The organism is Arthrobacter sp. 05T45 (assembly GCF_056395875.1).
Map to the genome: position 1 here is coordinate 235,090 of NZ_JBFTKI010000004.1, position 18,005 is coordinate 253,094.

Genomic DNA, 18,005 nt, shown 5'->3' on the forward strand with positions numbered 1-18,005 from the left:
ATCGCCAACCGCGCCACCGCGGAAATGAATCCTGGGCCCGTGATTCCAGCCCCGGCCAAAGTCCAGAATCCCGGTTTTGGGGCCAGACGGTCAGAGCGGGTTTCCTCCGGAGCGCGGCAGGCGCCCCGCTGAGGCATCGAAACGGTTGCGAAGCGGATTCTCTGAGTATGATCTGGCTCAGGTCGGCGGGCCGGACCGTCACCGCGCAGGGGCCCGGCCCTGTGACAATGTCGGGGGAGAGGCGTGTCTGGGGTTCATGTGGTTCCCGGAGAGCCGCGCCTTCAAGTCCGGTGCGGGTTTGGCCCGACCAGGCGTCGGGCGGCCTCGGCGATATGTTCGGCGTCGATGCCTGCCCAGGCGAGGAGCTCCTGCCCGGTTCCGGACCCGGGCATGCCGTGCACGGCCAGGTGTGTGATGGACAGGTCACTCGGCGGTGCCGTGAGCAGGGCGTCCTTGACCGCTGATCCCAGGCCTCCCTCGGGGCGGTGGTCTTCGGCGATGATGACGCGGCCCTGTGTCTCGCCGGCGGCGGTGAGCAGTGTTTCTGCGTCTATGGGCTTGATGGAGTAGCAGTCGATGACGCGGGCCTGGATTCCGTCAGCGTCGAGGATGTCTGCTGCTTTAAGCGCTTCGTGAAGGGTGATCCCTGCCCCGACGAGGGTGACGTCGTCGTTGCCGGAGGACCGCAGGAGCTTGGAACCGCCGACCGGGAACTGCTCGGAGGCGCTGTACAGGACGGGGTAGGCGCCGCGGGTGGTCCGGAGATAGCTGATGCCGGAGGTTTCGGCCATGCGCTGCACCAGGGCGGCTGTGCTGGTGGCGTCGGCAGGGTACAGGACGGTCGACGCATGCACGGCCCGGATCATTGCGAGGTCTTCCAGCGCCATCTGTGAGGGGCCGTCGGCGCCGATCTCGACGCCGGAGTGCGAGCCGCACAGGCGAAGATCGGCGCCGGTGATGGACCCCATGCGGATGAAGTCGTAGGCGCGGGTGAGGAAGGCCGCGAAGGTCGAGGCGAAGGCTTTATATCCCCGGGTGCTCAGTCCCGTGGCGGCGGCGATGAGCTGCTGCTCGGCGATGTACATCTCGAAGAACCGGTCGGGGAATGCTTTCGCGAATTCGTCGGCGTGGGTGGAATTGCTGACCTCACCGTCCAGGGCAACAACGGCGGGATCGATGCCGCCGAGTGCTGCCAAAGCGTCGCCGTAAGCCTTTCGTGTGGCGACCTTCTCGCCCACAGCGTAGCTGGGAGAGGTTGCGCCGGGAGCGTCGATGCGTGCCTTTGACCCTTCGTCCGGAAGGGGGCCGCGCAAGGTCAGTGTCCGTTGACCGCCGAGTTCGGCAATCGCCTTCTCGGCCATGTCGGGCGGTAAGGGTTTTCCGTGCCAATCCGGACTGTCTTCGATCTGTGGGAAGCCTTTGGCCTTGATGGTCTTGGCGAGGATGACCACGGGCTTCCCTTCAGGTGCTTCCGCCGCCGTGGAAAAGGCCGTGTCAATCATGTCGAGATCGTGGCCGTCGATGATGATGGCCTGGGCGCCGAAGGCCTGGACCCGGCGGGCGTAGGACTCCATGTCCCAGCCGAGTTCGGTCTCGCCCCGCTGTCCCAGCCGGTTTACGTCAACGACGGTGACGAGGTTGGTCAGGCCGTAGTGGGAGGCCTTGTCCAGGGCTTCCCAGATGGAGCCTTCCGCCATTTCGCTGTCGCCACACAGCACCCACACCCGGTAGGGGAGCCGATCCAGGTATTTCCCGGCGAGGGCCACGCCGACGCCGTCCGGAAGTCCCTGCCCCAGCGAGCCCGTCGCGAAATCTACCCACGGCAGTGCCGGCGTCGGATGTCCCTGCAGGCGCTGGCCGAACCGGCGGTAGCCGGTCATGAGCTCATCATCGGAGACGACGCCGACGGCCTTGAAGACCGAATACAGCAGGGGAGAGGCATGGCCTTTGGAGAAGATCAGGTGATCATTGGTGTCCAGGTCCGGGTTGTCCCAGTCGTAGCGCAGATGACGGCTGACCAGAACAGCCAGTAAGTCTGCGGCCGACATGCTCGACGTCGGATGGCCGGATCCGGCGGACGTGCTGGACCGGATGGAATCCACCCGGAGCTGCGCAGCGAGTTCAGCGACCTGTGAAAGGTCCTCGCCGACGTTTTCGTGGTTTGCCGCGGGCATGGCGGTGTCCTTCGTCGATGGAACTTGCCGGATCCCTGCAGGGTCTCGCCGGAGGAAGAGTAAGTCAAGACTCTCCGCCCAACACCGGCGGGCCCTCCCGGCCCGGATGCGCCGGTGCACCCACGCACCTCGGTCCCCCCGACAGGACCCCGCGCTGCCACCCCTCCCGCCATGCGGTCAGGCAGGGCCACCCAGAGTGCAGTCAACGGGCCACTGCGCCATCAAGCCCAAGACCGGCAAGCTCAATGCCGGGGCACCCCGGTCGTGCGCTGCTGCCCGTAACAGCGTCAAACCCAACTTCTACGCCGACCTGATCAACGATAAACTCCAACGTGACCGGCGGCAGCGAAGCCATCGGCATCCGCCTCCACAAAGCCAGGAACGACCGCAACAACCGGTGAAGCCTGGGACGCCCCACCTCCCTCTGGCCGTCTGCCTGCGATAAACTCCCCGTCAACCAACAAACATCGCCAGAGGCATCGTCGCGGCGCTGAAAAGGACCGAACCCGACGCGGATGCCGAAGCCCACAACGCCTGGGGCGCCTATCCGCCAACCGGCGTTACGCCGGGCGCCCGACCCGGCCGGCCGGTCCCCCGGCAAAGGGAATACCCGGGCGATGGTATATGTTGCAGTTCCGTCAGAGAAGAACACCAGAAAGAGACACACCTCAGTGGCAACTGATTACGACGAAGTACGTTCCGACGTCAAGGAATCCCAGGACCGCTCCCTGGAGGCGCTGCAGTCCGCGAACGCACCGGATGCCCGCAGCGTCGTCCGGGAGCTGGACGAAGCCGACGCCCTGGATGAGGCCATGACCCCCGGCGGGGAGTTTGTCTCCGAGGAACTCATCGTCCAGGTCATTCCCCAGGCCAAGGACGAGTTCACCTGCTACTCCTGCTTCCTGGTCCGGCACCGGTCCCAGCTCGCGCGCGAACGGGACGGCCATCCGTACTGCATCGAGTGCGCGGGATAAGGCATGCCGCAAGCTGCCCGGTCCAGGGGAGCGATGCTACAAGTTCAACGCGCTCTCTCGCACCGCATGCTCCGCGCCCTGCACGGACATCAGATTCAGGCACACAGGCCCAGGCTGTGAGCCAAGGGCACGGCCAACCCACGTAGCCAGTGGGGCGGGTCAGGCTGCCAGGACTGGCGACAGGGCCGCGGACACCGCGGTGTTCTGCGTCAGGAGGCTGATTTGATAGTCACGCTGGCGGGGGTCCACGTGCACCGGCAGATGATGCGACTTTGCACACGCGCGAAGCTCTCCCATGGCGTCGGAGTCAGTCTGTGCGCGTGTCACATCGAGTTCCAGCGACAGCCCTGAGGCGAGCGAGCCGGCGCGCTGGACCACACCGTAGAGGCCATGGACGTTCTGAACCGTCACGTGACCCTGGACATTGACGCGGGCCTTGGCGCCATCGAGGTCCACACGGACCAGCACCCGCAGCTTCTCGTTCACACAGTTCTCCGCTCTAAAACGGGGCCACCACGCTGTGGCCCCCGACAACGATAGACGCAATGTGACCTGGATAACAAGAAATCAACCTGAACGGGGCTCAACCGTGCGGACGGCGACGGCCGCGGCGCGCACGGCCATTAAGGACCCCGGGGCAGCGCACCGGTGCTTCCGTCCAAGTTCCGGGCGGCGAGGACAGCTTGAGGTGCGGCCTGAGGTGCCCAACCAAGCCCGGCCAATGGCTCGGGCGAGGAACAGCCACAACTGCGCGGGTCATCACCCAGCCTCTTCGCCGCGGACGAGCCTGCCTTTGATCTTGCGGATCAGACCGAGCTGCTGGGCGCCTTCACGCAGCAGGAGCCCGGGCACGGTCTGGTCCTCGCGGTTGCCTTTGCCGATCCAGTCCCGGACCCGGTCGAGTTCGGTCATTGCCTCATGGACCTCGGCCGGCGGCCGCCATCCTCGCAGCGGTGAGGGCTAGGCCTCGGGCCCGATGCGGCGGGCGAGCCAGCGGTAAGGAGCCATCGCCTCGGCGACTCCCTTTCCACCAGTGCCTGCCCGTCAAGGCCTGCCCCGGCCAGGTAGGAGCGGAACTCGCGGCGGATGCCCGGAGGCAGCCGATGCATCAGTTCTTGGAGCACTCACTGGCTGCCGGGATCCGGCCCGTTGACAGCAACGGACGGGAAGAGCAGTGCCAATTCGTGATTGATGGCAGCGATGTCCAGCTGCGCCGGCGCTGCGTTTCCGCCTCCTTCTGTCAGATTGAGATCCAAGACCGGTAACCGGTGGGGTGCAGAAAACGCCCGCTGGACCCTAATCTGACAATATTTGGTTGGCCGCCTGACGTCAGTCTGGGGTGTACTTTAGGTTGGCAGCACGCGGGGGCGCCAGTGCAAGTGCCCCCACTGCGATGAGCGGGTTCGGCGACCCTTCTTCTTAGTGCCTGGGGGTCGACTCAACGCGACTGCCTGGCCGTGCGGATTGCAGGTGCGATTGGGGCTGGTTCCATGTCGCGGCGCGCTTCCCGCAGGTTAAGTTCAGGAATCAAGAGCGGCCATGGCGGCACTACGAGTGTCAATCATTCGCCGGCCCATCCCGGCAGCCGTCCAGATCCAGAAGCAGGACTGATCAGGCATTACTACGTCCACTATGCAGCTGACGATTTCGTGCCCGACCCGTAACCTGAGTTCGATTCCCGCCCTAAGGGTGCTCGGATCAAGGGAGGAATTAAAGGGGGCAGTGTACGCTTTCGCCCCGGCCCTGGCAGAGCCGGGTTGCTAGCTATTTACTGCGCCATGCTGCTGGCGTATCAACCCAAAGGGGACGGCAGGATGGGCGCGTACGATGTATCTGCCGGTGTCGATCCGCGTCACGAGAATCCCTACCCGGTGTTCAGCGGCGGCCTTCTTTATGACCTCTATTGCCGTTGTCAGAACGTCGTCAAGTTCGCTTGCTTGCTCGACCCGTACTTCCACCATGCCGGGTTTTTCTACCCGTGGTTTATTCAATTGCATGCCTGTTCCTGTGACTTGGGTTGCCGCTTGTTGATCCTCCAGTTGCCGGGGGAGCCCGGCCAACGAGAGAGCTCGCATGACGTCCGGCAGTCTGCCGATAGGTCGCGCCTCGATGAACCACCCCTAGTTCTGGCCCAGTGATGCCTAAATGAGGGGCCGCAAGGACTTTGGACGGCGACTGTAAAGCAGTGTCTAAAAGCGCCAGGACTCCAGTGGTGTGTCGGCGCTGATACCCCTGTTTACTATCTGTGCGCTCGGGAACCACTCATGCCAAAGTCCCCCCGCGGTAATGCTGTCTCTGAGAAAAACCACTTCCCCGTGTGACAGGGGCAGTTTCCTCATGTTGCTGCGCGACCATCCTTCTTGATGGCTCGAAGACTTTTTGTTCCAGGAATTTGTTGAGAATCTTGGGAGGCATATTGGCTTCCCTTCCGGGGAATGGTTTTGTAAGAGCTGTTTCTACCCCGGGCCTTGGGCGTCACTGACTCCGTGGTCGTAGCCTTGCTGCGATCCGCTCTAGTGCGTCGTTTACAGGAGCAAATGCCGCGGGCAAGTTCAGGAAGCCGTGGAGCATACCAGGGATCTTTACTTGCTCGACGTCGACGCCACTGGCGGCAAGTAGGGCGCTGAAGGCCTCTCCTGACGCCCTGAGTTCGTCGTATTCGGCGTTCAGGACAAGGGTTGGTCCGAGTCCATTGAGTTCTGCGCCGGCTGGCATTGCGTAGCCCGGGACTGCAACGTCGTCTGCGGTTCCCAGATAGCTTTCCTTCACGGAACGCGCCATATCTGGGGTAAGTTTCATGGCACTTGGCAGTTCCATCAAGGCGCGCCGAAGCGACTCAGAAGGTTGGGGGAGGTCAAAGTGCATCATGGGATACACCAGAACAAGGTGCTCGGGTACCCACTTGTCCTCGTCCCGGAGTCGCAGGGCAGCGGCTGCGGCCAAATTGGCACCTGCACTGGCTCCGCCCACCGAAAGTGACGTGATGCCCAAGTCCGTTGTGTTGGCTTGCACCCATCGGATGGCGGCAACGACGTCGTCAAGGGGGACTGGGTACCGGACTCCGTCAACGGCCAGTCTGTAATCTACGCTGACGACTGTGGCGGATGCCCGGTGAACCAACTGCCGGGCTGTCCAGTCTGCCTCGTTCGTGTCGAGGTCCCCGAATTGGAACGCGCCTCCGTGCATCCAGATCAATGCATGTCCTGAATGGTCTTGTTGTTCTTCAGGAGTGTAGATGCGCACCGGTACTGGGCCGTGGTGGCCGGGAACGAAGACCATGCGAGTCCGGGCATACGGAGGGGGCGGCGCATCCGGATAGGCATCGAATGCTTCCATCTGCGCCCTCATTGAGGGCTCGCTGAGGGCGGCCTCCAAGGATGGGATGCCTCCCAGTAAGGGGAGCCGGGCGGCGATGTCGGGGTGAAACGGCATGTGGGGTCCTTTCTTAGGGGCTGGTGACTATTCGCTGGGGGTGATCAGCAGACGGACCTTCACGGCGCTGATGTGCTTGTCGGAAAGGATCTCGAGGCGTTCGTCCCCGTTGAGGTACCGTCCTTCCCGCAGCCCGGTATCGGTCATAACCAGCTCCCGGACTGAATCAAGCTCAACGTCAGCACCTGGCTTGTGGAAATCCACCTGCGCGCCTTGGCCGACGATGATGAACTCAGCCGGGTTGATGGCGAGGACCAGCCCGAACGGACGGCCGTCTCCGGGAGTGGGACCGTGGGTTGCGGCAACCGTTTCTCCGGGGAGTTCCGGCGCCGGTGGAACCCTCACGCCAGCGTCCAGGAGCATGTTTTCGAGGAGCTTCCTGGCGTTGCGAACACTGATGGCAGTGCCGACCAGCTCAGCGCTGATGGAATCCTCGTCCTGGTCAAGGGCGAAACCGAAGATCCGTCCATCGCGCTGGGCATCGGCAATTTCCGGCGTGAGGGAAGTCATGATCCCGCAGGCCGTGCTGAACTGGTTGCCTTCCCTGCCTTCTTCTACACCGAAGACGTTGTAGCCGAAACCTCCAAAGCCGCCGATCGCCAAAAACGCATCTCCGGCGCGGAAGCGGGCTTCAGGAATGAACAACGGGTTAAGGTCGGAGGCGTACTGCCGCATGACTTCTGCAGAGTTGGGAACGTAAATATCGGGTGCCAGGAAGTCGATGGCGGGAGCCGCGGCCCGCCACACCGGGATCATACGGGCGGTCGGTCCCCCGCTGGGGTACTGGCCGGGCAGGTCCTGCCCGCGTTGGGGTCCAAGCCAAGCGTTCGCGTATGCAGGGAGTGGCAGGATCTCTTTTCCGGCAGCCGCCAAGCCTCCCACAAAGGATGCGAATCCCCAGGCCATGAATGTCTCCTCAGCAACGGGGTCGTCATCGCCGAAATGGTCTGCCCAGCTCATGCTAGGGTCTGGATTTGCGCCGAGGACCTGCACAAATTGCGGGTCAAATGATTCCGGTGCATCGGAAACCGCAGCAATGAGTTCCTCGGGGAGCGGTGCATTCCAGGCGGACTCGGCCAGCGCGTTGCGGTCCCTTCCTGCTCCCAACAGACCCACTTCGTTTTCAACCTGGACCATGATGACTGTATGGTCCGGATCGATCATCGCCACATGCTTCATGAAGGCCGTGTAAGCAGTCCGGTCCGCTTCAAACAGGTTGCGCGAGAAGACGGACAGACTTGGCCTAGGCATGGATCCGGGATAGGAGAAGGGCGTCTTCAGGGGTTTGACGCCCCTCTCCGCTCGTGGGAAGCGTTCCCGGTCGGCACGCACCCAGCTGGGGGCATAAGTGGAGGAAGCATTCTTGAACGCCCCAAACCAAATCAATACCAGTCGGACGCCGTTGGACCGGGCGTCTTCCACCAACCCGTCCACGATCGAAAAGTCGAGTTGTCCTTCCACCGGTTCGACTTGTTCCCATGACACAGGAGCGATAACGGAGTTAATGCCGGCCGTTGCCAGTTTGTCCCAGATAGGGGACATGTAGTTCCGATCGGATGCGCTTGAATTATGAAGTTCCCCTCCGATGCAGAGAAAAGGCTTCTCGTCAACGATGAGCCGGGTGTGGTTGCCAATTCGCTCCAGGCGCGGGAGGTTCGGTGCATCTACTCCTGGTCGAGGGGTTACTTCTTCCTGTACTGCGGTGTTCGGGTTTGACATGGTGATTGATCCTCGTTGTTTGTTTGTCCGGAAAGCTGCGGGTATATCAGGGTTCCAATGACCTCTGGGGCTTTTTATGTCAGGAGGGAGTGACTGTAAGGCTGAATCCTTGGGAGGAGACGCCGTCGCCAATCTCTATACGGAACTCGCCTGGCTCCACGATGTATCCGGTGTGGGGATCGTTGGTCCAGAATCCGAGATCATCAAAGCCGACTGTTAGTGACACATGTCGTTCTTGTCCGGCAGGTACGAAGATCCGGTTAAAGCCTCGCAACCGTTTGACAGGCTGGGTCACGCTTGCCACGAGGTCCGAGACGTACAACTGGACCACTTCGTCGCCATCTTTAGTCCCGGTGTTGCGAACGGCCGTGGTGAAAGAAAGTCTCGCTCCGTCTCTAAGCTCATCCAGCGTGACCGAAAGTGCCTGATCGGGCGATGCCTCCAGCTCGAACGACGTATAGCTGAGCCCAGTCCCAAAGCCGAATTGTGGCCCTAGCTTCAAGTCCAGGTACTTCGACTTGTAGTAGTCATCGGTGTTGTTAGGCCCGGTCAGCCCGACGTCGGGCCGCTTGTCAGCAAGACTTCCTCCCGACCGGGCCGGCCGCCCTGTTGACTCGTGGTTGTAATAGATGGGAATTTGACCCACGGAACGGGGAAAGGACATCGGGAGCTTTCCACCGGGATTAACAGCACCGGTGAGAACATCGGAAATCGCGGCCCCGGCCTCGGTGCCCAGGTGCCATGCCACGAGCAGGGAAGGACAGTCATCGATCCAGTCACTGACCACGAGCGGGCGTCCCGTCATTAAGACCACGGCGAAGGGGGTGCCTGTCTGCGCGACAGCCCTGATCAACTCGGTCTGATCGCCGGGGAGGTCCAATGAACTGCGTGAGCTGGCCTCGCCAGAGATCGAACTGGGTTCACCTACAGCGATTATGACCACGTCTGCCTCAACAGCGGCCTTTGCTGCTTCTGCCTGCAAGGCAGGGTCGGAGTCGAAGAATCTTGCACCCGGGAGTGTCGTGATCTCGGAGTCGGGTAGTGCCGTCTCCAGGGATTCGAATATGGAGGTCGTGGTTGGGGAAGCGAAGAATTGCACCCATGCGCCGAGGTGGTCCTTGCTTTCGGAGTAGGGACCCACTACTAGCACGCGTTGTCCCTGTGCAGCCAAAGGGAGGACGGGCCCGTCGTTCTTCAGTAGAACCGTGCAGCGTGCGGCTGTGGTTCTCGCTGCCGACAGCGAGGCTTCGGTAGGGCCGGTCGCGGCCGTCTGTTCGTCGACGTAAGGGTTCTCGAAAAGGCCAAGAGCCTGCTTGAGGCGAAGCACGCGAAGTACGGCATCGTCCAGGCGTGCGCTGTCCAGCTCGCCTTCTTGGATGATTGGCTCACCGTCTACCAGCAGAGAGCCACCCATCTCCACGTCCAGCCCGGCCGAAAGAGCCAGTCGTCCCGCGTCCGCCGGCGAGGTTGCGACACCATGCTCTATGAGTTCGCCTACGCCACCTGCGTCCGCGACCACAATGCCGGCATGTCCCCACTCCGTCTTCAAGACGTCGGTGAGCATCTGCCGGTTGGCGTGCATGGGAACGCCCGACACCGCGTTGAAGCTCGCCATGATACTGGCGACTCCCGCCTCAACCGCAACTCTGAACGGTTCCAGATACACGTTGCGAAGCCGCTGAACGGAGATGTCCGTGGTGTTGTAGTCCCGTCCTCCTTCGGCCGCGCTGTAGCCAACGAAGTGTTTGGCGCAGGCGGCAATGGAGCTTCCCGAGGAGAGGTCGTCGCCTTGGTAGCCCCGGATTTTGACTTCCCCAAGGATGGCGTTGAGATAGGGATCCTCGCCAAAGCCTTCGACCACGCGTCCCCATCGCGGGTCACGGGAGACGTCGATCATCGGTGAAAAAGTCCAGTTGACTCCGGTGGACCGGGCCTCCGCGGCAGAAAAGCGTGAGTCGGCGGCTGCAACCTCTGGGTCGAAGCTGGCGGCTTGTGCCAGGGGCGTGGGAAAAATAGTGAATTGGCCATGAACGACGTCCAAGCCGATAAGAAGTGGAATGCCATGCGGGCTCTCCTCTATGGCCTGCCGTTGGAGGGCGTTCGTTGCCTCCGCTGTGGCGGGCCAGAAGAGAGCCCCGGCACCCGTCCGTGCGAGGTTTCCGGCATCGGCTGGATCGGGCCTCCAAACGATTTGAAGCTGGGCCAGCTTCTCGGCATACGTCATCGAGGCGAGGATTTGCTCTGGCTGCAATTGTGGTTCCAAGTTTCCGGTCCTTCCAGCAAACGCTGTTTGTCGCAAGTGGGCCTACACCTCATCAACGAGAATGCGAGATGCCCTATAGGGGTCGGTGGTCCATGGGTGTGGTTGAGACGATGATCGGGATCATGCCCCGGCTGGTTCCATCCGCCCTTGGGATCGAGTCTTATCCCGGATGAGATCCAGGGTGTGCATGATGGCGAGGGTGTCATTCAGCGGCATCACAGAACTCTGCGACTGGCCGGTCCTCAAGAGCGTTTGGAACTCGAGAATCTCGTATCTAAGCCCGCTCCCTTCGATTGGCGCGGGCATGGTACGGGGCTCCAGCACGCCGGGACCGGAGCGGTTGTAGCGCAAAACGGTTATGCGGTCGGGACAGTGGTGCGGGGCCGGCAGTTGAATGAATCCCTCGGTTCCCAGGACGCGTGCATCATTCGGAAGGGGCGTCCGAATGGAAGACTTGACGATCCCCGTGCCTCCCGTGGGGTAGGACAGGAGCGCTGCCGTGTCCAGGTCTACGCCACTGGAACTGTAGTGGCCAACGGCTGCAACGGACGGTTCGTTGCCGAGCAGCCAGTGCGTGAGCTGAACAGGATAGACGCCCAGTTCAAGAAGGCTTCCTCCGCCTAGCGCAGGGTCATGCAACCTTGGCCGGCCCTGCGGGCCCGAGTCCGGAATTGGAAATCCAAAGGAGGCTTCCACCGATCGCACTTCGCCGATGGCTCCGTCATCGACCAAGCGCCGAAGCTCCACGTAGGCCGGCAGAAAGCGCGTCCACATGGCCTCCATCAGGGCCGTTCCGGTTCGCTGGGCGGTCCGGGCCAAGTCCAGAGCCTCGGCGTGGTTGAGAGTGAAGGGTTTCTCGACCAGGACGTGTTTGCCGGACTCCATGAACAACGTGGCGTGGGCATGGTGAAGCCCGGCCGGCGTGGACAGGTAGACGGCGTCGATGGCGTCGTCTTCCGCTAGTTCCTGAAACGACCCATGATGCTGTGGGACGTCGAACTCGGAGCAAAACCTAGCCGAAGAGAGCTGATTTCTGGATGCTGCGGCTGCGAGTGACGCGCCGGGCACTTCCTTCAACGCGTGCGCAAACTCCCGGGCGATTGCTCCCGTGCCGGCGAGCCCCCATCTGATGTCTGCTTTATCCATCTTCATCAACTGATCCCGGAACCGTAGACGTACAGCGGCTCCGCGGTGTCTGATGCGACGTCGGGCCGGCTTGCCCGGACGGCGTCCATCGACCGCGGCAGTTCAAAGGGCAGGCTTCCGCGGTGTGCGATCCTTCCCGTGAGGCCATCGAACAACGCCGCGTCGGATGCCCCGAAGTTGGCTACTAGGGCGGTAACAGCGTCGTCGAACGGCGTCAGAATGGCTGGCCGATCCAAGTACACGTCCAATACCACCGGGACTGTGGCAGCAAGGGAAGTAATGTGCTCGATGACCGCAGCAGGGAAGTCGAGGGATCCCTGGTGTGTCATGGCTTCGAGGAAGTAGGTATTCCGGGGTTCAAAGGGTGCCTTGAGGCGAACCACCGCGACGTCTGCCTGCGCCGGGTCGCTCACGACTGTTCCGTATCGGGCGGCGACCGCTGGATCAACTCCTTCAATGTAAAGGTGCAGGCCTGCTGCAAGGGGAAGAATGGCTTCGTTTTTGAGAACCGTCATAGCTTCCGCCTGGGCACGATGGCCCTTTTCCTGGAACTCGGCGGCGCCCACGACGCGCTCAGCTTCGTCCTCGTCCACGAACGGGTTATCGAACAGTCCGAGTTGGAATTTGACCAGGAGTACGCGCCGGACGGATTCATCGAGCCGCTCCTCAGTGATGGTGCCCTGTTTGAGGAGCTCGAGTAGAAGGTCCGTCCGCATTTCACCTCCCATTTGATCGGCACCGGCGCGAAGCAGTGCATCGAGCCGTTCCGCGGGGGAGAGGTGCTCCACGCCCCATGCCTTGGCCGGGAAGGGGAGTCCGAACACCTCAAGGTCGGTGATGAGGCCCCAGTCGGTGAGGACCACTCCGTCGAATCCGAGTTCCTCACGCAGCAGGCCCGTGATAATACGGTGGTTGAAGCCGAACGCGACTTCCTCGACGGGTTGTCCATCCAGCTCCAGTCCCGCGGGCAAACTGTAGTACGGCATGATCGCGCTTGTTCCTGCATCGATGGCAGCACGGAACGGGGCGAGGTGTTCCTGGAACTGGTCTCCCGGGTAGACCTGTTCTCGGCCATATGGGAAATGCGGATCCTCGCCGTCCTTCTGGGCTCCGCCTCCGGGAAAGTGCTTCGTTGTGCAGGCAATGCTGTCCGCACCTACTTTCTGACCCTGAAGGCCCCGGAGGTAAGACGCGACCATGGCACAGACGGCACCGGCGTCCTGCCCGAACGTTTGGGCTTGACGGGCCCATCGCGGTTCGGTTGCAAGATCAACTTGCGGGTGCAGGGCAGCCCTGATCCCGACGGCCAGATACTCACGACGCACAATGTCACCGAATTCCTGAACGAGTAGTTCAGGGTCACCGATGGCGGCCAAGCCGAGTGGTTCGGGCCATTGGGACATGGAGCCCGGGGCCAGCGCCATCCCGACGTTGTCGGCGAACCCATGACGAGGGTCGCTGGAGAAGGTGATGGGGATGCCATGAGGCGTGCTGGCGGCTAATTCCTGGAGCGCATTCTGCCATCTGGCCGCCTCGCGCGGTGATGGCAGGGTGTGGGCATTGAAGTGATTCACCAGCTTCCCGGAGATAACGTCTCGAGGTGTCTCCGGTCCAAAGGGTCCTGGTGTATCGAGATCGCCCGGTTTGCCGGCCGGCAGCACTGTGTGGAAGAGCAGTCCGGCCTTTTCTTCGGCTGAGAGTCGGGGTAGGAGATCCGCGACCCGCTCCTCCGGGGTCAAGCGAGGGTCCTCGTAGGGATCCATCACGCCATTGCCATTGAGGTCCCGGTAGGCGACGCCTTCCAGGGTGGTCACTGTTTCTCGCGACATGAGCTCTCCTTTGACACTTCTTCCGGTCACCGTCGAAAGGATATACTACGGTTCGGAGATTGCTCTCCGCTATGGAAGGAAAACTAATGCCGATTGACCGTTATTCCGGCATGGCGGCCGTTCTTGATGCCATCCGCAGCGAGGCAGGGATAACCCAGCCCGCCTTGGCTGACCGCTCCGGACTAGGGCGCAGCGTGGTCGCAGAACGGGTGGCCGAGTTGGAATCCGTCGGGCTCGTGAATCCTGCGGGCCTCGGTCCTTCTACCGGCGGACGAGCACCGAAGCGACTGAAATTAAATGCTGCCGCCGGATACGTCGTTGCCGTGGATGTCGCCTCCAACGAACTCGTCGTTGCGGCGGCCGATCTGTCGGGAACAATCCGCTCCACCCGACAGGTCCAGATCGATGTCACGGACGGACCCGTGGCGGTGCTCAATCAGGCTACGGAGCTGGTGGAAGAGGTCAGTACTGCGCCAGGGATTAGTGGCCCCCTGCTTGCGATGGGTGCCGGTCTGCCGGGCCCCGTAGCCTTTGACACCGGCGTACCGGCGGCCGTGCCAGTGATGGCGGGGTGGGATGGCTATCCTGTGCGGCAGCATTTGGCCTCGCGCTGGGGGGCGCCGGTATGGGTTGACAACCGCGTGAACCTCCTGGCGCTCGGCGAGATCTGGGCCAATCCCGCAGCGGCGGCGGCAAAGCAAATGCTGTATATCGGGGCGGGGGCCAGCATCGCTGCTGCACTGGTGGTGGACGGCAGACTCTACCGGGGAGCACATGGGCTGGCAGGGGCCATTGGACACGTGGCCGTGGCGGAGGCAGGCATCGCCATCTGCCGTTGCGGCAAGATCGGATGCCTCGAAGCGCTTGCCAGCGGCTCCGCGATGAGCCGGCAGGGCCAGACGTTGGCCGAGAGCGGTCAGAGCCCTGTGCTGGCCGAAATTCTAAGCCGAACAGGCAAGATCCGCCCGCTGGACATCACGCTTGCGGCCGAAGGCGGGGACGATGCTGCCCGCGAACTTTTACGTCGGACGGCCTCCTCTTTGGGCGGGAGTTTGGCCACACTGGTCAGCTTCTTTGCCCCCGAACTCATGATCATCGGAGGAGGTCTCGCACGCGCGGGCTCCTACGTCCTGGAACCAATCCGGCGGGCCGTGCATGAGCGGTTATTGCCGGTATCCGCGGCTGATCTCCTGATTGAGTTGTCGGCGGTCAATGAGGAAGCGGGCGGCGTGGCGGGCGGCGTGCAGCTTGCACTAGGTCAACTCTTTTCGCGCGAGCACCTGCCAGCATTGCTTGAATCGCGCCACGGCTCGTCGGACGCGCTCGTCGAGGCGCATCTGGCCTAGCCGTCCTCCCAGCTACGGCCCTGGACGCCGAGTCGCCCAGGGCCGTTTTGTTTGCCTCCGACTTGTCATTTCCGAATCCCGGTGTTGACTTCTTCCGGACACCGGTAGAAGATAAGCGGGAGCAAAGTGGCTTGGGCCACACCAGGAACCTGCCGTTCCGGCCGATCATCGGCGCCGGATGAGCCATTTCGATTGGATGTAAGTGGCATGACCAGAAGTTTCCCCAGAGCAGTGGATGTGGCCATCATCGGCAGTGGACCCTGCGGAGCTGCCTACGCCCGGATTCTGAGCGAACAAGCCCCCGACGCTACCGTTGCGTGCTTCGAAGCCGGCCCGCTGCTCGCCGATCCTCCCGGAATTCACGTAAAGAACATTGCCGACATCCACGAGAGGGCCACGGCTCAACGCCGATCGGAGGGGCTACCCTCACTCGTCGCGGCAGCGAGTGGAAGCTCCACATCAACTGCGGCCGGAACCGGATCACGTATGGTCCGCCCCGGCACTTTCCTTCTCCCCAAGGGCTACAAACAGCCGGGCGAAGACGGCATGCCCGGTGCAGCGATGTCGTCAAACGTCGGCGGCATGGGCGCACACTGGACCGGCGCCTGCCCCCGACCAGGCGGGAGCGAACGCATTCCCTTCCTCCAGAATCTGGACGGACTGCTGGAGGAAGCGGAGCGCTTACTGCATGTTGCCGACAACGCATTTGATGACGCACCGTACTCGAAGGACGTGCGGCAGCGGCTTGGCAATGCCTTGGATGCTGGCAGGGCCGAGGACCGTCGGGTCCGTCCCATGCCGCTGGCCGTGATGCGGCATGACGACGGCCGCATCACGTGGTCCGGTGCCGACATTGTTTTCGGGGAGGAAACCCGGAACAACCCGAACTTCAGTCTCTTTCCCGAAGCCCTTGTGACCCGGGCGCTGGTGGAAGACGGCCATGTCCGTGGCGTGCTGGTGCGTGATCTGCAAGACGGCACCGAGCATGAGATCCGAGCTGCAAAGGTCGTTGTGGCCGCCGATGCGCTGCGAACCCCTCAGCTGCTGTGGGCCTCCGGTGTTCGGCCCAAAGCCTTAGGGCGTTACCTAAACGATCAGCCGCAGACAGTCTTCGCCGTCCGGTTGAATGAAGTAGCCGTATTGCCGGAAGAACCGCGCCCCGCAGGGGACCGGCCGACGATCCTGCAGCACAGCGGGGTGAGTTGGGTGCCGTTCACCGATCAGGAGCCATTTCACGGCCAGGTCATGCAGCTGGATGCATCTCCTGTTCCGCTGGCCGATGCCGATGTCCCCGCACCTGGAAGCATTGTGGGCCTGGGTTGGTTCTGCGGAAAAGACTTGCAGGAGGCCGACCGGGTCGAATTCGATGCCGACGAGCAGGACGCCTATGGAATGCCTGCCATGCGGATCCACTACCGACTCACCGAACGGGACCATGCCTCCATCGAGGCGTCACGCCAGGCAATCCGCCGGGCCGCTAAGGCACTCGGAGAACCTCTAAACCAGGAACCGCTCACCTTCCCGCCAGGCGCTTCCCTCCATTACCAAGGAACAACTCGCATGGGCCAGTCCGCCGACGGTACGTCGGTCTGCGGGCCAACCGGTGAGGTCTGGGGAGTGAGCGGCCTCTACGTGGCCGGCAACGGTGTCATCCCGACCTCGATCGCGTGCAACCCGACACTTCTCTCCGTCGCACTCGCGGTAGCCGGTGCCAACTCAATCGCCAACCAATTTAACGCAGACAGGAACTGACAACATGCTTGAAAGGGAAACCATCCAGGGGCGGGGGTTCCGGAATGTGACCGAAGGCGGCCGCATCATCGGCTTCCAGTTCCAGCTCCGCAACCCAAATTACAGGGGAACCTCGGCCAGCCTGCTGGACGGAGTTGAAGTAACAATTGACGGGGAGAAGATCCCGGATCACGTCCCCACATGGACCCTCCAGGGGCGAAACTTCACACTTGATGAACTACGCAACTCAACGGACGTGCGTTGGCAGCTGGACGAGACGGCTACCATCACAGTCCCTAAACCGGGCGGACTCAATCCGGGAGTCCACGACTTGGAGGTTACCGTCTTCCTGCGGCGCCCCTACTTCCCGCCGCACGTTGCCCGGTCCCCGTTCAAGTCGACTGCCAAGCCCGTCATCGTGCCGCCGGCGCCGCAGGGCAGCCTGCGCTATGGGGTGTCGACCTACAGCTACTCGGGTGACATCTATACCTCCATGGACCTGGAGGACGTTTTTGCCGATATTGCAGACATGGGAGCCACCGGTATCGAAATTCTCGGGGAAGCCAATGTACCGGGCTATCCCTCACCGTCCACAGCCTGGATTGACAACTGGCACGGGCTCCTGGCCAAGTACGGGCTGACCCCGACCAACTACGGCGCCTGGGTTGACACCGACATGTGGCACAACCGCAACCTGAGCGCATCCGAGGGTGCGGCCCAGATCCAGCTGGACCTAAAGATGGCAAAGCAGCTTGGTTTTACCTCGATTCGACCCAAGTTCGGTGTGACATCCCTCCAATTGGACCCACACCCGATCTGGTCCGAAGCTGTTGAACGGTCCCTGGACTTGGCTCAGGAGCTGGACGTTGTCATCTCACCTGAGATCCATGCTCCTACGCCGATCAAGCACCCTGTCACACAGGGGTACCTGGACTTCATCGGGAAGTCGGGAACCCAGCATTTCAAGCTGCTGATGGACACCGGGATTTTCCAGACCGCTGGCGTAGATGACGGCCATGAGGGATTCGAGGAGGGCAAGAAAAGGCCGGCCCACTTGGAGCCGCTCGCCGTTCCGATGTCGGACCTGATCGAGGTGCTTCCCCACGTGCACTTCATCCAGACAAAGTTCTTTGAGATTGACGACGATCTTCGGGACCTGCACATTCCGTGGGCAGAGATTGTTTCCACTCTTGTGGAATCCGGCTGGAGCGGCTGGCTCTCCAGCGAATACGAGGGCCGGCGTGAACCCTACAGGGGCCGCGACCAGGTCCGACGACAGCACGCTTTGATGCGACAGCTACAAACGGCCAAGGCCAACGACGCCCTCACCAGTGGTTTGACACGATAAACAAACCATCTGTCGCATAGAGCCGCCTCGGTCGCGAGGTGGC

13 protein-coding genes are annotated in these 18,005 nt (G+C 62.3%); 4 read left to right on the forward strand and 9 right to left on the reverse strand.

What is annotated here, in order from left to right:
* Positions 1 to 281: 281 nt before the first annotated feature.
* A complete protein-coding gene (locus AC1DGD_RS07315) occupies positions 282 to 2,174 on the reverse strand; it encodes a transketolase (RefSeq protein WP_476856383.1) in 1,893 nt (630 codons plus the stop codon).
* Between the two features lie 671 nt (positions 2,175 to 2,845).
* Between AC1DGD_RS07315 and AC1DGD_RS07320 the strand changes: the two genes are divergently transcribed.
* A complete protein-coding gene (locus tag AC1DGD_RS07320; protein WP_476856384.1) occupies positions 2,846 to 3,148 on the forward strand; it encodes a DUF4193 domain-containing protein in 303 nt (100 codons plus the stop codon).
* 159 nt (positions 3,149 to 3,307) lie between these two features.
* Here the strand turns inward: AC1DGD_RS07320 and AC1DGD_RS07325 are convergent, their stop codons facing one another.
* From AC1DGD_RS07325 to AC1DGD_RS07360, 8 genes are all read right to left on the reverse strand, one after another.
* Entirely contained in the window at positions 3,308 to 3,634 is a 327-nt protein-coding gene (locus AC1DGD_RS07325) for a hypothetical protein (protein WP_476856385.1), read from the reverse strand.
* A 273-nt stretch (positions 3,635 to 3,907) separates the two neighbouring features.
* The gene (locus AC1DGD_RS07330; RefSeq protein ID WP_476856386.1) at positions 3,908 to 4,060 is read right to left on the reverse strand and encodes a hypothetical protein; all 153 of its coding nucleotides are present in this window, start codon (positions 4,058 to 4,060) and stop codon (positions 3,908 to 3,910) included.
* A gap of 848 nt (positions 4,061 to 4,908) precedes the next feature.
* Positions 4,909 to 5,145: a hypothetical protein gene (locus AC1DGD_RS07335; RefSeq protein ID WP_476850974.1), complete on the reverse strand. Its 237-nt coding sequence runs from the start codon at positions 5,143 to 5,145 to the stop codon at positions 4,909 to 4,911.
* A 478-nt stretch (positions 5,146 to 5,623) separates the two neighbouring features.
* Positions 5,624 to 6,580: an alpha/beta hydrolase fold domain-containing protein gene (locus AC1DGD_RS07340; protein ID WP_476856387.1), complete on the reverse strand. Its 957-nt coding sequence runs from the start codon at positions 6,578 to 6,580 to the stop codon at positions 5,624 to 5,626.
* Between the two features lie 27 nt (positions 6,581 to 6,607).
* On the reverse strand, positions 6,608 to 8,299 hold the full coding sequence (locus AC1DGD_RS07345; protein WP_476850976.1) for a DUF5597 domain-containing protein: 1,692 nt from the start codon (positions 8,297 to 8,299) through the stop codon (positions 6,608 to 6,610).
* A 79-nt stretch (positions 8,300 to 8,378) separates the two neighbouring features.
* Complete coding sequence (locus tag AC1DGD_RS07350; RefSeq protein WP_476850977.1) at positions 8,379 to 10,523, reverse strand: glycoside hydrolase family 3 N-terminal domain-containing protein; 2,145 nt, start codon at positions 10,521 to 10,523, stop codon at positions 8,379 to 8,381.
* Positions 10,524 to 10,682: 159 nt separating this feature from the next.
* Positions 10,683 to 11,714, reverse strand: coding sequence for a Gfo/Idh/MocA family protein (locus AC1DGD_RS07355; RefSeq protein WP_476850978.1), 1,032 nt, complete (start codon positions 11,712 to 11,714; stop codon positions 10,683 to 10,685).
* Complete coding sequence (locus AC1DGD_RS07360; protein WP_476856388.1) at positions 11,714 to 13,522, reverse strand: glycoside hydrolase family 3 protein; 1,809 nt, start codon at positions 13,520 to 13,522, stop codon at positions 11,714 to 11,716. The genes AC1DGD_RS07355 and AC1DGD_RS07360 overlap by 1 nt, the downstream gene beginning before the upstream one ends.
* Positions 13,523 to 13,623: 101 nt before the next feature.
* On the opposite strand from AC1DGD_RS07360, the gene AC1DGD_RS07365 reads away from it, so the two are divergent.
* From AC1DGD_RS07365 to AC1DGD_RS07375, 3 genes are all read left to right on the forward strand, one after another.
* Complete coding sequence (locus tag AC1DGD_RS07365; protein ID WP_476850980.1) at positions 13,624 to 14,883, forward strand: ROK family transcriptional regulator; 1,260 nt, start codon at positions 13,624 to 13,626, stop codon at positions 14,881 to 14,883.
* A 207-nt stretch (positions 14,884 to 15,090) separates the two neighbouring features.
* Positions 15,091 to 16,635, forward strand: a complete 1,545-nt coding sequence (locus tag AC1DGD_RS07370) for a GMC oxidoreductase (RefSeq protein ID WP_476850981.1) — start codon at positions 15,091 to 15,093, stop codon at positions 16,633 to 16,635.
* 4 nt (positions 16,636 to 16,639) lie between these two features.
* Positions 16,640 to 17,962: a C-glycoside deglycosidase beta subunit domain-containing protein gene (locus AC1DGD_RS07375; RefSeq protein ID WP_476856389.1), complete on the forward strand. Its 1,323-nt coding sequence runs from the start codon at positions 16,640 to 16,642 to the stop codon at positions 17,960 to 17,962.
* Positions 17,963 to 18,005: the final 43 nt, after the last annotated feature.